This is a genomic window from Actinotalea sp. JY-7885 (assembly GCF_014525465.1).
Taxonomy (GTDB): Bacteria; Actinomycetota; Actinomycetes; order Actinomycetales; family Cellulomonadaceae; genus Actinotalea.
Genome location: NZ_JACEXH010000018.1, coordinates 1 through 15,762, shown reverse-complemented (window position 1 = coordinate 15,762; position 15,762 = coordinate 1). Strand labels below are relative to the sequence as shown.

15 protein-coding genes are annotated in these 15,762 nt (G+C 73.9%); 10 read left to right on the top strand and 5 right to left on the bottom strand.

The features are described from left to right. Window positions 1-8 precede the first annotated feature (8 nt). Complete coding sequence (locus IDM29_RS03300) at window positions 9-797, bottom strand: DUF899 family protein (protein ID WP_182112428.1); 789 nt, start codon at window positions 795-797, stop codon at window positions 9-11. A gap of 105 nt (window positions 798-902) precedes the next feature. Then, the gene (locus IDM29_RS03295; RefSeq protein WP_370525772.1) at window positions 903-1,715 is read right to left on the bottom strand and encodes an alpha/beta hydrolase; all 813 of its coding nucleotides are present in this window, start codon (window positions 1,713-1,715) and stop codon (window positions 903-905) included. A 205-nt stretch (window positions 1,716-1,920) separates the two neighbouring features. On the opposite strand from IDM29_RS03295, the gene IDM29_RS03290 reads away from it, so the two are divergent. The 6 genes from IDM29_RS03290 (at window position 1,921) to IDM29_RS03265 (ending at window position 7,923) form a co-directional block, all read left to right on the top strand. Next, window positions 1,921-2,901, top strand: a complete 981-nt coding sequence (locus tag IDM29_RS03290; protein WP_182112427.1) for a sugar ABC transporter permease — start codon at window positions 1,921-1,923, stop codon at window positions 2,899-2,901. Between the two features lie 33 nt (window positions 2,902-2,934). After that, a complete protein-coding gene (locus tag IDM29_RS03285; RefSeq protein WP_182112426.1) occupies window positions 2,935-3,633 on the top strand; it encodes a YesL family protein in 699 nt (232 codons plus the stop codon). Continuing rightward, window positions 3,633-5,171 (top strand): extracellular solute-binding protein, encoded by a 1,539-nt coding sequence (locus IDM29_RS03280; protein WP_182112425.1) that lies wholly within the window; start codon window positions 3,633-3,635, stop codon window positions 5,169-5,171. The genes IDM29_RS03285 and IDM29_RS03280 overlap by 1 nt, the downstream gene beginning before the upstream one ends. A 76-nt stretch (window positions 5,172-5,247) precedes the next feature. Beyond that, window positions 5,248-6,543 carry a glycoside hydrolase family 28 protein gene (locus IDM29_RS03275; protein WP_255491676.1) on the top strand — a complete coding sequence of 432 codons (1,296 nt, stop codon included), beginning with the start codon at window positions 5,248-5,250 and terminating at the stop codon, window positions 6,541-6,543. Beyond that, window positions 6,527-7,000: a DUF4064 domain-containing protein gene (locus tag IDM29_RS03270; RefSeq protein ID WP_182112424.1), complete on the top strand. Its 474-nt coding sequence runs from the start codon at window positions 6,527-6,529 to the stop codon at window positions 6,998-7,000. Before IDM29_RS03275 ends, IDM29_RS03270 begins: the two co-directional genes overlap by 17 nt. Beyond that, window positions 6,997-7,923, top strand: coding sequence for a carbohydrate ABC transporter permease (locus IDM29_RS03265; RefSeq protein ID WP_255491675.1), 927 nt, complete (start codon window positions 6,997-6,999; stop codon window positions 7,921-7,923). Before IDM29_RS03270 ends, IDM29_RS03265 begins: the two co-directional genes overlap by 4 nt. Here the strand turns inward: IDM29_RS03265 and IDM29_RS03260 are convergent. From IDM29_RS03260 to IDM29_RS03250, 3 genes are read right to left on the bottom strand one after another with little or no spacing between them, the layout of a single operon-like run. After that, a complete protein-coding gene (locus IDM29_RS03260) occupies window positions 7,913-8,731 on the bottom strand; it encodes a DUF6807 family protein (protein WP_220457984.1) in 819 nt (272 codons plus the stop codon). The genes IDM29_RS03265 and IDM29_RS03260 overlap by 11 nt on opposite strands. Then, window positions 8,728-9,759: a LacI family DNA-binding transcriptional regulator gene (locus IDM29_RS03255; protein WP_182112423.1), complete on the bottom strand. Its 1,032-nt coding sequence runs from the start codon at window positions 9,757-9,759 to the stop codon at window positions 8,728-8,730. The genes IDM29_RS03260 and IDM29_RS03255 overlap by 4 nt, the downstream gene beginning before the upstream one ends. Beyond that, window positions 9,749-11,302 (bottom strand): glycoside hydrolase 43 family protein, encoded by a 1,554-nt coding sequence (locus tag IDM29_RS03250; RefSeq protein ID WP_182112422.1) that lies wholly within the window; start codon window positions 11,300-11,302, stop codon window positions 9,749-9,751. The genes IDM29_RS03255 and IDM29_RS03250 overlap by 11 nt, the downstream gene beginning before the upstream one ends. 42 nt (window positions 11,303-11,344) lie before the next feature. Between IDM29_RS03250 and IDM29_RS16975 the strand changes: the two genes are divergently transcribed. The 4 genes from IDM29_RS16975 to IDM29_RS03230 all read left to right on the top strand — a co-directional run. Further along, a complete protein-coding gene (locus IDM29_RS16975; RefSeq protein WP_220457983.1) occupies window positions 11,345-12,940 on the top strand; it encodes a pectinesterase family protein in 1,596 nt (531 codons plus the stop codon). Between the two features lie 118 nt (window positions 12,941-13,058). Continuing rightward, window positions 13,059-14,021 carry an ABC transporter ATP-binding protein gene (locus IDM29_RS03240; RefSeq protein ID WP_182112421.1) on the top strand — a complete coding sequence of 321 codons (963 nt, stop codon included), beginning with the start codon at window positions 13,059-13,061 and terminating at the stop codon, window positions 14,019-14,021. Then, a complete protein-coding gene (locus IDM29_RS03235; protein WP_182112420.1) occupies window positions 14,018-14,725 on the top strand; it encodes an ABC transporter ATP-binding protein in 708 nt (235 codons plus the stop codon). The genes IDM29_RS03240 and IDM29_RS03235 overlap by 4 nt, the downstream gene beginning before the upstream one ends. Beyond that, window positions 14,718-15,762: hypothetical protein (locus tag IDM29_RS03230; RefSeq protein ID WP_223147922.1), on the top strand; the 1,045-nt coding region annotated here is incomplete at its 3' end. The genes IDM29_RS03235 and IDM29_RS03230, both read left to right, overlap by 8 nt.

Genomic DNA, 15,762 nt, shown 5'->3' with positions numbered 1-15,762 from the left:
GCGGCGGGTCAGTGGTGGTGGTCGTGGCGCCCGAGCGACTCGACCGGCCCCGCCCCGGGCCGGGTCCACTGCGGCGTCGGGCGGCCGGTCTCGCCCCACGTCGCGGTGCCCTCGGCGTCGGTGCGCCAGTACCAGCACGGATCGTGCCCCTCGGGTCGGCCCTCGGGCTGGTCCTCCCACGCCTCGCGGCGGCCGTAGGGCGTCATGTCGAGCAGGGCGAAGGACCCGCTGGCCGGCTCGGTGCCCCGGCCGGTCGTGGAGTACGTGAGGAACGCCCGGTCGCCGTCGCGCAGGAAGCTCGACAGGTGCCCCATCTCGCCGCCGAGCGGTTCGTCGAGGCCGCGGACGGAGTACCAGGGCTGGGTGTAGCCCATGAACGCGAGGAAGGGGGCGACCTCGTCCCACGGGCCCTCGGTGACGATCGCGAAGGAGACGCCGCGGGCGTTGAGGTAGACGGCGTCCTTGAGGTGCCACGCCGAGACGGTGCAGCCCTCGCACTGGCCCTGGTGCGGGGCCCCGTCGTGCCACATGTGCTTGTACACGACGAGCTCGTCGCGCCCCTCGAACAGGTCGAGGAAGGGGACGGCGCCCTGGGCCCCCACGACCGGGGTCGTGGCGTCGAGCTCGACCATGGGGAGCCGGCGTCGGGCGGCCGCGATCGCGTCGCCCTCGTGGGTGTGGGCCTTCTCCCGCAGGAGGAGCTCGTCCCGCGCGGCGTCCCAGGCGGCCTGGTCGACGATCGGCGGCCGGCCGGGGCGCTGCGTGCCGCCGGGGCGCGCGTGGGTCGGGGTCGTCATGGTGTCCTCCGCGGTGTCCGGGGCCGCGGTTGCGGCACTCCCGTCAGAGAGACCGCTCGCCGGGTCGGAACTGATCGGGCGCGCTGTCACCTCGTCGGGCCGCCGTCAGCCCCCGGTGGGCCAGCCCCGGGACCGCAGCCACGTCTCGCACAGCGAGGTCCAGCGCGCGACGTGCGGCGCCTCGGTCGCGAGCCCGAGACCGTGACGCCCCTCGGGGAAGACGTGGAGCTCGAACGGCACCGCGTGGGCGGCCAGCGCCCCGCAGTACCGCAGCGGGTGGCCGACGGGCACCGACGCGTCGTCGGCGGTGTGCCAGACGAAGGCGGGGGGTGTGCGCGCGGAGACGTGACGATCGGCGCTGTGCGCGGCGCGGGCCTCGGCGTCGGCGTCCGGTCCCAGCAGCGCGGCGACCGAGCCCTCGTGCGGCTCGTCGAGGAAGGAGATCACCGGGTATGCCAGGACCGCCAGGTCCGGCGGGTCCGGCTGCCCGCACAGGGTCGCGGCGAGGTGGCCGCCGGCGCTGAACCCCAGGACCCCGACCCGGCCGGGGTCCACCTGCAGCGGGCCCGAGGCCTCGCGGATCCACGCGAGCGCACGGACGGCCGCCTCGAGCGGCGCGGGGTGGCGCGCGGGTGCGACCGGGTAGCGCAGGACGACGGCGTGGACCCCGAGGCCGGCCAGCCAGTGCCCGACGGGCTCGGCCTCGTGGGCGGCGTGGTGGCGGTAGCCGCCGCCGGGAAGGACGAGCATCGCCGGACGCGCGCCCGGCAGCCGGGACGCGACGACCCGCACGTCCAGCCCGTCCGGCGGGTCGGTCGCCGGGCGACCGGGGCCTCCGATGACCGGCTCGCCCTCGCCCGGCACGCGGACCCGGCGGATGGCGGCGTCGTGGCCCTGGACGACGGCGGACTCGGGCACGGGCTCCTCCTCCGGGGCGAGGCGTCGGCGGCTGGCGACGCGGGCGGCGACGGCGGCTCGCGGCGCCCGGTGATCAGCAACTAGCCAAGCGGGTGTCTCGTGTGCCAGAGTCGGCAAACGGTTTCCCGGAACCGGTTCCCTCCATTGCCCTCGACGACGAGAGGCGGTCCGCCGTGGCTGTCACCACCGCCCTGATGGTAGGCCGATGAGCGCCTCGCCCCTGACCGCGGCGACGGCCCCGGCACCCGTGCCGCCCTCCGGCGGGCTCGTGCCGCGACGCAAGGCGTCCGGCGCCCAGTCGCTGTGGCGCTACCGGGCGCTGTACCTGATGGCGCTGCCCGGGATCGCCTACTTCCTGGTCTTCAAGTACCTGCCCATGGGCGGGCTCGTCATCGCGTTCCAGGACTACATGCCGTTCCTCGGCGTGACCGGGAGCCCGTGGGTCGGCTTCGACCACTTCGTGCGGCTGTTCACGGAGGACTCGTTCTTCGTCCTGCTCCGGAACACGCTGAGCCTGTCCGCGCTGCTCCTGGCCTTCTCGTTCCCGATGCCGATCATCCTGGCGCTGATGCTCAACGAGCTCCGTGGCCGGGTCTTCAAGCGCTCGGTGCAGTCGATCGTGTACCTGCCGCACTTCATGTCCTGGGTGATCGTCGTCTCGATCTTCTACGTGCTGCTGACGACGGACGGCGGCGCGATCAACAACCTCATCCGGAACGCCGGGTGGGAACCCATCGCCTTCCTCACCGACGAGGAGTGGCTGCGCCCGATGTACGTCTTCCAGCACATCTGGAAGACCGCGGGCTGGGGGACGATCGTCTACCTGGCCGCGATGACGGCCGTCGACCTCGAGCTCTACGAGGCGGCGAACCTCGACGGCGCCGGGCGCCTGCGCCAGACCTGGCACATCACGCTCCCGGCCATCCGCCCGGTGATCGTGATCATGTTCATCCTCGCGATCGGCGACATCCTCGAGCTCGGCTTCGAGCACATGTTCCTGCTGCTCAACTCACTCAACCGTGACGTCGGAGAGATCTTCGACACCTACGTCTACACGACGGGCATCAAGAACGGGCAGCTCAGCTACGCCACCGCCGTCGGCATGTTCAAGGGCCTGGTGGGGCTCATCCTCGTCGTCTGCGCGAACCGCCTGGCCAAGAAGTTCGGCGAGGAAGGCGTCTACTAGCCGGTCGGCTCGGGACAGGAAGGAGTGACGCGCATGTTCTCGTTCGAGGGCTTCGCCCGCATCAACGCCGTGCTCGTGAGTGCCTACCGCATCGCGTGGCTCAACGTGCTGTGGACGGTGGCGACGGTCGTCGGCGTCGTCGTGCTCGGCATCGGCCCCGCCTCCTACGCGATGGCGAAGTACGTGGACCGCTGGTTCCGGCTCGGCGAGACGCCCCCGGTCGCCCGCACCTTCCTGAGGTACGCGCTCGAGCAGCGGTGGCGTCCGGTCCTGGTCAGCTGGGTGCTCCTCGGTGCCGGGGCGGTCATCACCGTGAACCTGCTCGCGGTCTCGAACTGGTACGTCCGCGTCCTGAACATCGTCGCCCTGGTCGTGCTGGCCGTGGCCTGCTCCTACGTCTTCTTCGTCATGGCGGCCCTGGACGTCCCGACCATCCGGGGCCAGATCACCACCGCCCTGGTCATCGGCTTCGGCTCCCTGCACTGGACGGTGCTCGCCGCCGTGACCGTGGCGGTCAGCCACGTCCTGATGTTCTCGTTCGCGCTGCCGCTGCTGCTGATGTTCGGCGTCGGGATCCCCGTGGCCGTCCACGCCCTCGTCATGCGCGGCGTCCTGCGCCAGCTCGACCCGTCCGGCGCACCGGACCTCGCGGGTCCGCCCCGCCACGCACCCACGTCCCGACCCGCCCCGGGTCACCTGGTACGGCCACTCTCCCTGGAAGGAAGCTCATGATGAAGACAGCACGCCGAGGTGCCGCTGGCGCTGCCTCGGTCGCGGCGCTCGCCCTCGTGCTCGGCGCGTGCGGTGGCGGCGGCGACGGCGACGGCGGTGGCACGACGGACGAGGGCTCGTCCGAGGCCTCGTTCGACCGGCCGATCACCTGGATGTCGATCCTCCACACGCCGACGACGCCGGACGCCGAGGGTCCGATCCAGGTCGCGCTGGAGGAGCACACCGGGGTCGAGTTCGAGATCCAGTGGGTGCCGGACGCGTCCAAGGACGAGAAGCTCAACGCCGCACTGGCGTCCAACACCCTGTCCGACCTCACGACGCTCACGCAGGTCGACAGCTCGACGGTGCGCAACGCGCTGTCCTCGGGCATGTTCTGGGACGTCGAGGAGTACCTCGAGGAGTTCCCGAACCTCTCCGAGATCGACCCGAAGACGCTCGAGGCGGCGCGCATCGACGGCGGCCTCTACGGCGTCCCGTTCCAGAAGCCGCTGGCGCGCTACGGCGTCCTCGTGCGGCAGGACTGGCTCGACAACCTCGGCCTCGAGACGCCCCACACGGTGGAGGAGCTCGGCGAGGTCGCGCGGGCGTTCACCGAGGACGACCCCGACGGCAACGGCGCGGCGGACACGGTCGGCTTCATCGAGCGTGCCGAGAGCTTCCAGCTCTCGTTCCGCGTCCTGGCGGGCTACTTCGGTGCCGGCGACAAGTTCGTGGTCGATGACGACGACACGGTCGTGCCGGCCTTCACCACGGACGAGTTCAAGACCGCGATGGAGTGGTACCGCGAGGTCTACGAGAACGGGCACATGAACCAGGAGTTCGTGACGACCCAGAAGCAGAACCAGCAGGACGCCATCGCGCAGGGCAAGGGCGGCATCGTCATCACCGGCCTCATGGAGGCGCGGAACTACATGAACCTCGCCCGGTCCGCGAACCCCGAGACCCCGATGGCCTGGGCCCTGGTCAACGACATGACGTGGGGCGACGTCCCGCGCCGCGTCGTCTCCGACACGAACGGCGGCATGGGCGGCTGGCTCGCGATCTCCAAGGAGAACATCAAGACCGAGGACGAGCTGCGCCACGTCCTGGGCTTCATCGACAGCCTCCTGGACGAGGAGGCGTTCGACCTCATGACGAACGGCATCGAGGGGACGCACTACGAGCTCGACGCCGACGGCGTGCTCACGATCCTCGACCAGGGGGTCTGGCAGCAGGAGGTGCAGCCGTACGCCGGCTCGCGGCCCTCGGACCTCGTCGCCACGTACAAGGTCAGCGACCCGTACCAGAACCTGTCGAACGAGCTGATCCCGCTGAACGCCGAGTTCGCCGTCACCAACCCGGCCCAGCCGCTCACGTCGGAGACCTACGACGCGCAGTGGTCAGCGATCAACCAGTCGATCGCTGACGCCTTCAACCGCTACGTCATGGGCGACATCGACATGGACGGGTACGAGGACGCCATCGAGTCCGCCCGCGGTCAGGGCCTGGACGCCGTCATCGAGGAGTTCACGGCCTCCTACGCCGAGGTGAACGGCTAGCACCCGGACGCCGGCCCACGGTGCCCAGCACCGTGGGCCGGCACCGGCTCCACACGCACGACGAGAGGCACGGGACGTGCAGGGTACTGACGAGATGTGGCAGGGCGCGGAGACCGGTCTGGCAACCGGGTGGCTCCAGGACGCCATCGACCGCGCGGCGGACGCCGGCGGCGGCAGGGTCGTGGTCCCCAGCGGTGTGCACCGCACGGGGGCGCTGCGGCTGCGTTCGCACGTGGAGCTCCACCTCGAGGCGGGCGCCACCCTGCAGTTCGTCCCGGACCCCGCCCTGTACCCGGTGGTGCAGGTCCGCTGGGAGGGCGCGCCGGTCGACGTCCACCAGCCGTGCCTGTACGCGCACGGCGAGACCGGCGTCGCCATCACGGGACTGGGCACGATCGACGGCGGCGGCCCCGCCTGGTGGGACCTCTTCCGCAACCACCGCGACCAGCTGGCCGCCGCCCGGCCGACGCTCATCGGCCTGCACGAGTGCACGCGCGTCACGGTGCGCGACCTCACCCTGCAGAACTCGCCGAGCTGGACGGTCCACCCCGCGCTGTGCAGCGACGTCACGATCGCCGGCCTGCGGATCTTCAACCCGGACGACTCGCCGAACACCGACGGCATCGACCCGGAGTCGTGCCGCAACGTCCGCATCAGCGACTGCCACATCGACGTCGGCGACGACTGCATCGCGATCAAGGCGGGCACCGAGCACGCACCGGAGCCCGTGCCGTGCGAGAACGTGGTCGTCACCGGCTGCACGATGGTGCGCGGTCACGGTGCGGTCGTCATCGGCAGCGAGATGTCGGGCGGGGTCCGCAACGTCGTGATCAGCAACTGCGTGTTCCAGGGCACCGACCGCGGCGTCCGGATCAAGACGCGGCGCGGCCGCGGCGGCGTGGTCGAGGACGTCCGGATCACCAACATCGTGATGGACGGCGTGCTCTGCCCCGTCGTCATCAACCCCTTCTACTTCTGCGGGCCGGACGGCAAGGAGCCGCACGTCGGCGACCGGTCCCCGCGTCCGGTGGACGGCTCGACGCCGCTCATCCGCCGGATCCACGTCTCGCACGTGACCGCGCGCGACGTCGACGCGTGCGCCGCCTACCTCTACGGGCTCCCGGAGCAGCCGCTGAGCGAGATCACGCTGCACGACGTGAGCGTCTCGTTCGCCGACGAGCCGGTGCCGGGCTCCCCGGACATGGCCGTCGGCCTCGACCCGGTCACCTCGCTCGGCGTCCGGCTGGGGAACGTCACCGACTCCGAGCTCGCGCAGGTCCGGGTGCGTGGCGCCGTCGGCCCCGTCGTGCTCGCCGAGGGGTGCACCGACGTCGTCCTCGACGTGCGGGGAGACCATGACGCGCCTCGCTGACCCCGCGGTCACGGCCTGGGTCTCGCGCCCGGCCGTCCCGCCCCCGACGGTCCCGCGCGGGGCCGAGCTGTGGACGGCCGGCCTGGGCGTGCTCCTCGCGACCGTCTTCCTGGGGGGCTTCTCCCTCACGATGAACCGGGTCGACGAGGAGACCTTCGAGCGCGTGGTCCAGCCGGCGCTCGGCGGCGACCAGGCCGGTGCGGCGTCGTACGAGTCGATGCAGACGCTCGGCGCCTGGTTCGGCTTCACGCTCGTGGCGGTGCTGGTGCTCGGCGCCGTCGGGCTCCTCGTGGCACGACGTCGGCCGTGGCTGCGCCGGGCCGGCTGGTGGTTCGCCGCCGCCGGGCTCGTCTGCCTCCTCGGCAGCCAGCTGATCCTCTTCCCCGTCGCCTTCTTCTTCTTCCTCAGTGCGGGCTTCTTCGCCCTGCGTCCCGTTCCTGACAGGAGCACCTCATGACAACGACGACCACCCGCGCGGCGCGCCGGCAGGGCCGCGTGACCGGCCGCGTGACCCGCCGCACGACACCGGGCATGAGGGCGTTCCAGGTGCTCAACGTCGTGCTCCTGACGGGGTTCGCGCTCGTGTGCCTGGTGCCCTTCGTCCACGTCATCGGCAGCTCGTTCGCGAGCCCGGGCGAGCTCGCGACCCGGCCCTTCGTGCTGATCCCCAACGACGTCACCCTCGACGCCTACCGGTACATCCTCTCGACGCCCACCATCTTCCGGGCCATGGGCGTCTCGGTGTTCGTCACGGTGATCGGCACGTTCGTCAGCCTGGTCGTCACCTCGCTGATGGCCTACGCGCTGTCGAAGCGCTACCTGCGCGGGCGGCGCGTCATCAACTTCATGGTCGTCTTCACCATGCTCTTCAGCGGCGGCATGATCCCCACGTTCATCGTGGTCAACTCGCTCGGTCTGCTCGACTCGCTGTGGTCGCTGATCCTCCCGGTGACGGTCAACGCCTTCAACTTCGTCATCATGCGCAGCTTCTTCCAGGCCATCCCCGACAGCCTCGAGGAGGCCGCCCGGATCGACGGCTGCTCGGAGCTGGGCGTCTTCTGGCGCATCGTGCTCCCGCTGTCGATGGCCTCGATCGCCACGATCGGCCTCTTCTACGCCGTCGCGTACTGGAACACCTACATGTGGGCGATCCTGTTCATCAACGACTCCTCGAAGTGGCCCATCCAGGTGCTCCTGCGCCAGATCGTCATCGTGGCGAGCGGGATGAACGCCGACTCCTCCGTGGTCGACGTCGTCCCGCCGGCGCAGTCGGTGAAGATGGCGGTCATCGCGGTCGCCACGCTCCCGATGCTGCTCGTCTACCCGTTCATCCAGCGCTACTTCGTCAAGGGGGCGCTCATCGGCTCGGTCAAGGGCTGACGGCGCCCGCGAGCCCGGCGGCGAGGGCCGCCGGGTCGGTGACGGGGGCGTCCGTGACGAGCGTGCGCGTGTGCAGCACCAGCTCCTCCCCGGCCGCCAGCCGACGTCGTGCGGTGTGCGCGACGGCGGGGCCGAACCCCACGTAGCCCTCGGTCCGGACGAACCAGGGCAGGACCGTGCCGACCTGGACGCACAGCAGCGTGGCCTCGGGACCGCGCACCAGGAGCCACGGCGTGGCGACGCCGTGCGCGCGCTCGACGCCCGGGCCCTGCGCGGTCTCGGCGTGCGCGCCGGCGAACGGCGTGCGCCAGAACCAGCCCCCGTAGAACGCGCCGTGCCGGCCGTTCGTCGCCGGGCTCCCGAGGCTGACCGCGGTCTCGGCGCGCAGCACCGACCGCCAGTCGAGCACCCAGCCCGGCCCGGCCGGCCGGGCCCGCAGCTCGCGGAGCTCACGCAGCTGGACCGTGCCGTCGACCGACGTCCAGACGACCGTCAGGTCCGCGCCCGAGCCGTCGGGCAGCGGGCGCGCGGCGACGACGTCCTGCCGGCCGTGGTTCGCCAGCAGGGTCGAGCCCACGTCGCGGACGTAGGTCCGCCCGCCCCAGTACGAGGTGCCGTCCACGTCGGGGAAGGGCAGGCCGACCCCGGCGTGGTGCGGGTGGTCCGCCGGTGCCGCCTGCGTGACCGGGGTGCCGCGCAGCGTCGTGACGGGGTGCAGCAGCGGACGCGGGGAGGCGTCCGGCGCCATGTCCCGGCCGTCCTGCAGGCGCGCCACCGCCGTGCGGCCGACGCTCAGCCGGTCGGTCACGCCGGACCGCCTGGGGCGGGGCCCGTGCTGCGCCGGACGGTGAGCTCGGGCACGAAGTGGGTGGTGCCCTGCGTGGCCACGCCGTGCAGGAGTGCCTCGACCTCGCGCCACGCCGCGGCCCCGACGTCCGCCAGCGACACCCGCACCGTGGTCAGCGGCGGCGCGGAGAACCGGGAGAACGCGATGTCGTCGAAGCCGACCACCGAGAGCCGCCCCGGCACGGGCACCTGCTCCTCGCCGAGGCGCGCGAGCAGGCCGAGGGCGACGACGTCGTTGTAGGCGACGACGGCGGTGGCGCCCGCCGCGGCGACCGCCGGCCACGCCGCGTAGCCGGCGTCGAGCGTCACCCCGCAGGACAGGCGCGTCACCTCCAGCGCGTCGTGCTCGCGCTCCAGAGCGCTCAGCGCGCGCAGCCGGGCACGGTTCGGGCGGCTCGAGGACGGCCCCTGCAGGTAGGCCAGCCGCCGGTGGCCGAGGTCGAGCAGGTGCTCGACGAGGGCCCGGGTGGCGCGCTCGTAGTCGATGGTCACCACGGGCACGTCGGCGAGGTCGGGCTGGCGGTTGATGGCCACCGCCGGTGTCACCGTGCTCAGCAGGGCCCGCAGGTCGTCGTACGGCAGGCGGGAGGAGCACACCACGACGGCGTCGCTGCGCCGGCGGGCCTCGCGCACGAGGGCCTCCTCGGCCGAAGGGTCCTCCTCGGAGTCGCACACCAGCACCCGGTACCCGGCGGTGGCGGCCGCCGCGTTCAGGCCCCGGAGGATCTGCTGGAACATCGGGTTGCCCAGGTCCGGGAGCACGATCGCCACGGTGTGCGTCACGCCGAGCGACAGCGACTGCGCGGTGGAGCTCGGGGAGTACTCGAGCTCGCGCACGACCCGGCGCACCCGGAGGGCGACCTCGGTGTCCCGGATGACACGCCCGTTCATGACCCGGCTGACGGTCGCCCGCGACACCCCGGCGACGCGGGCGACGTCGGCGATCGTGGCCGGCCGGCGGGAGGACCCGGCGGGCCCGTCAGGTGGCATCGGGGACCTCGAGCCGCACCGGGCCGACGGTCGCCACCGCGGGTGCGGGGGAACCGAGCGGTGCGGCCGCGAAGACCCCGATCTCCGCCCCGACCCAGTGCCCGGCCTGCGCCGGCAGCCCTGAGCCGAGGACGCGCCAGGTCCCCTCGGCGGTGCGCGCGGAGAGCCGGACGAAGGCCTCCGGGTCGACGTCGACGCGCAGCTCGACCTCGCGCGCCGGCGCGGGCTCGTCGACCAGCAGCGTCTCGTCCTGGTCGCCGTTCTCCCGGACCGCGGCGACGAGCCGCTGCCCGCCGGCCGCCTCGCGCAGCCCGCACCAGAGGTAGGAGCGGCCGAGCACCGTGACGCCGGCACGCGCCCCGTCCGGGCCGTCGAGGGTCAGCGTGCAGGTCCAGCGCCCGCCCGTGCCCGGGAGCTGCTGGGCGAGGACCTGGGGGAGCGAGCGCACGTTGCCGTCGTCGTTGCCGGGGCCGCGCAGCTCCAGGCGCCCGTCGCGCGTCCGGGCCCAGCCGTCGCCCGGGTTCGCCTGCCAGAACCACTGCCGGCCGAGCCCGTCGGTGAAGTCGTCCGATCCGGGCAGCACCCGCGAGCCCTGCGTCGTGCCGTGGGGTGTGGGGTGGGTGATCACGGGGGTGCCGTAGCCCTCGCCGGTCGGGGTGCCGATGATCGGCCAGCCGTCGTCGCCCCACGTCATCGGCTGCAGGTGCACCACGCGGCCGAACGGCCCGCGGTCCTGGAAGTGCAGGAACCAGTCGGCGCCGTCCGGGGTGTCGACCCAGGCGCCCTGGTGCGGGCCGTTCACCGGCGTCTCACCCTGCCGCATGACCACGCGGTGCTCGTAGGGCCCGGTGACGCGCTCGGACCGGAAGACGGACTGCCACCCGTTCGCCACGCCGCCGGCCGGGGCGAAGATCCAGTACCACCCGTCGTGGTGGTACATCTTCGGGCCCTCGAGCGTGGTGCACCCGGGGATGGCGTCGCCGTCGATCACGACCCGGCCCGGCCCCGTGGCGGTCGTCAGGCCGGCGTCCACCGGGACCAGGCCGAGGCGGTTCTTCACGCCGCTGCGGCTCTTCGCCCAGCCGTGGACGAGCCACGTGGAGCCGTCCTCGTCCCAGAAGGGGCACGGGTCGATGAGCCCCAGGCCGGCGAGCAGGAGGCGGGGCTCGCTCCAGGGGCCGCGCGGGTCCTCGGCGCTCACGACGAAGATGCCCCGGTCGGGGTCGGGCCACACGATGTGGAAGACGCCGTCGTGGTGGCGGATGCTCGGGGCCCAGACCCCGCCGCCGTGCCGGGGCAGGTCGAAGTGCTGCTCGGGGACGAGCCGGGGCAGCGCGTGGGTCACGATCTCCCAGCGCACGAGGTCGCGGCTGTGCAGCACGGGCAGGCCGGGGGACCGGCTGAAGCTCGACGCGACCATCCAGTAGTCCTCACCCACGCGGACGGCGTCGGGGTCGGGCAGGTCGAGGTCGAGGACCGGGTTGCGGTAGCTCGCCCCCCTCCGGGCAGGCGCGGCGGGCAGGGCGGCGTCGGTGGCGCTCATGCCGTCGAGCATAGGCGGAACCGGTTACTAGTGTGGTGGTCCATGGCCAAGACCGCGCGCGTCGGGGACGACGTCGACCTCCTGCCCGCCCTGGCCGCCGCCCTGGCGGACCCCGACGTGACCGAGGTCGTCCTCGAGCCGGGGACCTACGTCGAGCAGGTGGTGATCGCGCCGCGGGCCGCCCCGCTGACGGTGCGGTCCGCCACGGGCCGCGCCCAGGACGTCCGGATCACCTGGGGACTGCGCCAGGGGGACCGCGGCCGCGACGGACTGCCGATCGTCCAGGACTGCGCGACCGTCACGGTCGACGCCGACGACGTCACGATCGAGCACCTCACGATCGAGAACACCTTCGACCGCACCGCCGACCCGGGCCTGGAGGACACCCAGGCGCTCGCGCTGCGGACCCGCGGCGACCGCGTCCGCCTCCGCGGCTGCGCGCTGCTCGGCCGGCAGGACACGGTCCTGCTGGACGCGCCGGGCTGGTCGGACACGCGCCACGTGCACCTCGTCGACTGCCTCGTGGTCGGGGACGTGGACGTCGTGTACGGCCGGGCCCGCGCGGTGGTGGAGGGCGGCGAGATCCGCTCCGTCGGACCGGGGTGGGTGGCCGCCCCCAGCACCGCCCGCGAGAACACGCGCGGGTTCCTCTTCCGCGGCGTCCGTCTGACGGGGCCGGGGCTGCCGGACGGCAGCGTCCGGCTCGGTCGACCGTGGCACCCCGGCGGCAAGGCGGACGCGGTCGGCGAGGCGCTCTTCGTCGACTGCGTCATGGGGCCGCACATCGCGGCGGACGCGTGGTCGCCGATGGGCGGCTTCGCCTGGGAGGACGCCCGCTTCGGCGAGCACGGCAGCACCGGCCCGGGCGCCCACGAGGGCCCGGGCCGTCCGCGGCTGCGACCCGAGGCCGTGCCCGGCGTCGCCGAGGTGCTGGGCGGGTGGACCGATGCGGCACCGGGGCCCGCCCCGCTCAGCGGCCGGGCGGTCGTCGTGTCCGACTCCACAGCCTCGCCCTACGGTCCCGCACGCGCCCCCCGCACCGGGTGGGGCGAGATGCTCGCGGACGCGACCGGCCTGCGCGTGGAGAACCTGGCGGTGTCGGGCGCGAGCTCGGTGAGCTTCATCGCCTCGGGGCAGATGGACGCGGCGCTCGCGGTCACGGGTCCCGGCGACCTGCTGCTCATCGCGTTCGGGCACAACGACGAGAAGCCGGACGAGCGCGGCACCCTGCCCTGGTCCACCTACCCGGCGGCCCTGAGCCGCTACGTCGTCGGCGCCCGGGCGCGCGGCGCGGTGCCGGTGCTGATCACGCCGGTGGAGCGGCGCCGGTTCGTCGACGGCCGGGCGCGGTCCAGCCACGGCGGCTACCCGCAGGCCGTGCGTCGCCTGGCGGAGGAGGACGGCGTCGCGCTGGTCGACCTCACCGCCTCCTCGCGGCGGCTGTGGCAGCGGATGGGCGAGGAGGGCAGCAAGGCGGCGTTCCTCTGGCTCGAGCCCGGTGCCTGGCCCGCCTTCCCCGACGGCGAGCAGGACGACACGCACCTGTCCGACCACGGCGCCCGCCTGGTCGCGGACCTGCTGGCCGCCGGCCTGCGCTCCCTCGGCCTGGTGCCCGGGGGTGACGGCGTGCGGGGGTGACGCCCGCGTCCCGGTAGCGGCGCCACCGTCGTTCGCCCGGGACTGTGGTCCTCGGCCTGCGCTCCCGCTACGTTCGGCACGCGGGCAGGGGCGCCCGGCCGCGGCACCCGGGGGACGCATGTCTGAGAGCACGCTCGAGAACCTCGGCGCGCGGGTGCGCCGGGCGGAGGAGTTCGGCCGGGACGCGATGATCGTGTGCGACAACCTGGTCCGCATCTACCGGACCGGTCCGGTCGAGGTGCAGGCGCTGCAGGGTCTGGACCTGCTCGTCGACAGGGGCGAGATGGTCGCCGTCGTCGGCGCCTCCGGGTCCGGGAAGTCGACGCTGCTGCACATCCTGTCCGGCATCGACGCACCGACGGCGGGCCGCGCGCGCGTCGCGCGCTGGGACCTCATGGCCATGCCCCGCGCCGAGCGCGCCGCGTACCGCCGCTCGACCGTCGGCTTCGTGTGGCAGCAGGCGTCGCAGAACCTCGTGCCCTACCTGACGGGGACCCAGAACGTGCTGCTTCCCCTGTCCTTCGCGGGCACGGCGCGGCGCCTGCGCCGGGCCCGCGCGCGGGAGGTGCTCGACCTCATGGGCGTCGCCCACTGCGCCGACCGGCTGCCCCGCCAGATGTCGGGCGGCGAGCAGCAGCGGGTCGCGATCGCCGTCGCGCTGGTGAACGGCCCGAAGGTGCTGCTCGCCGACGAGCCCACGGGTGAGCTCGACACGACGACGTCGGCGCAGGTGTTCGGCGCGCTGCGCGCGGCGAACCGCGAGGCGGGCGTGACGGTCGTCGTCGTCACCCACGACCCCGCGGTCAGCGAGCAGGTCGAGCGCACGGTCGCGATCCGGGACGGCAGGACGAGCAGCGAGGTCCTGCGGCACGCCTCGGGTGACGACGACGTCGTCGCGCAGGAGTACGCCGTGATGGACCGCGCCGGGCGCGTCCAGGTGCCGCGGGAGTACCGCGACGCGCTCGCCCTGACGCGGCGCGTCCGGCTCGCGCTCGAGGCCGACCACGTGAGCATGTGGGCCGACGACTCCCGCGGTGCGGGCGGCCAGGCCGGCTCCGGTGCGCGACGGGGCGGTGCGTGAGCGCCCCGGGCGGCGCGGCCGCACGCGCCGGCGCCGGCGTCCGGACCCGGGACGTGCGCAGGACGTTCGGCACGGGCGCCACCGCGGTGCACGCGCTCGACGGCGTCAGCCTCGACGTCGAGCCGGGGGAGATGGTGGCGCTCGTCGGGCGGTCCGGCTCCGGGAAGACCACGCTGCTCAACGTCGTGGGCGGGCTGGACCGTCCCGACGCGGGGACCGTCCTGGTCGACGGCGTCGACGTGACGGCGCTCGACGAGGCCGGGCTGGTCGGGCTCCGGCGCGAGACCGTCGCCTTCGTCTTCCAGACCTTCGGCCTCATCCCGGTGCTCAGCGCGGCGGAGAACGTCGGCGTGCCGCTGCGGCTGCGGGGGCTGTCGGTGCCCGACCGGGAGCGGCGCGTCCGGCTGCTCCTGGACCTCGTCGGCCTCGGCGACCACGCCTCGCAGCGCCCGGACGAGATGTCCGGCGGTCAGCAGCAGCGCGTCGCGATCGCGCGCGCCCTCGCCGCGTCCCCGCGCCTGCTCGTCGCGGACGAGCCCACCGGCCAGCTCGACAGCGAGACCGGCCTGGCGGTCATGGCGCTCATCCGGGGCGTGGTCGAGGCCGAGGGCATGACAGCCATCGTCTCGACGCACGACCCCGTGATGATCGCCCTCGCCGACCGTGCCGTCCGGCTGGTCGACGGCCGGCTGGCCGATGCCTGAGGTGCGCCGCGCGGGGTCCGGCCCGCGCGGCGCACCCGTGCTGCTCGTCCTGCGTCGCGCGCTGACGCAGGCGCGGCTGCTCGCCGCGGTGGCCGCCGTGGTCGTGACCGGCGCCGTCGTGCTGGGCCTGTGCGCGACGCTGCTGACGACCGCCCAGGACGAGGCGCTCGTCGCCGCCCTCGGTCGCACCGACGCCGAGGACGTCGGCGTGCGCGCCGGGGTGCGGCTCGACGAGGGGGCTACGGCACCCGCCGACGCGGAGCGTGCCGCCGCCGACGTGGTCGACGCGGTCGAGGCCGCGTACGCGGCGTTCCCCACGACGACGTCGGTCTGGGCGGCGTCCACCCCGCTCCACCTGCCCCCGCTCGACAGCGGCGAGCTGCGCCTCGCCTACCTCCTCGAGGGCGACGACCTCGCCGAGCACGCGGACCTGTCCTCGGGTCGGTGGCCGGCGGGCGCGGCCGGTGCGGGCGGCTCGCCGGTCGAGGTCGCGCTCCTCGACGCGACGGCCGGCCTCCTGGGCGTCACGGCGGGCTCGACGCTGACGCTGTCCGCGCAGCCCGCGCGCTCCGGAGCGGCGGCGGTCGACCCGGTGACCGTCGAGGTGGTGGGGACGTTCCAGCCGCAGGGCGGCGATCACGCGACCTGGGAGCGGGACCCGTTGGGTGCGGCCGGGTCCGCGTCCGGGAACCTCCCCGTGTACGGGCCCTTCGTCGTCGCGCCCGGGACGCTGCTCGGCGAGCGCCCGGTCGAGCGCCTGAGCGTCGTGACGGTGCCCGACCTGCGGTCGGTGGAGCCGGGGACGGCGGCGAGCACGCGCGTGGCCGTGGCCGGACTGCGCGACGCGCTCGAGGAGTCGCTCGGGCAGCGGCAGCGCGCCCTCGCGCTCCGCACGCCGTACCCGCGCACGCTCGCCCAGGTCGAGGACCAGCAGGGCGTGGTCGCGTCGGGGGTCCTCGTGGCGGCGCTGCTCGCGACGGTGCTGGCCGGCGCCGCGCTCGCGCTCACGGGCGGGCTCGTCGCGGCGCGGCGCTCGG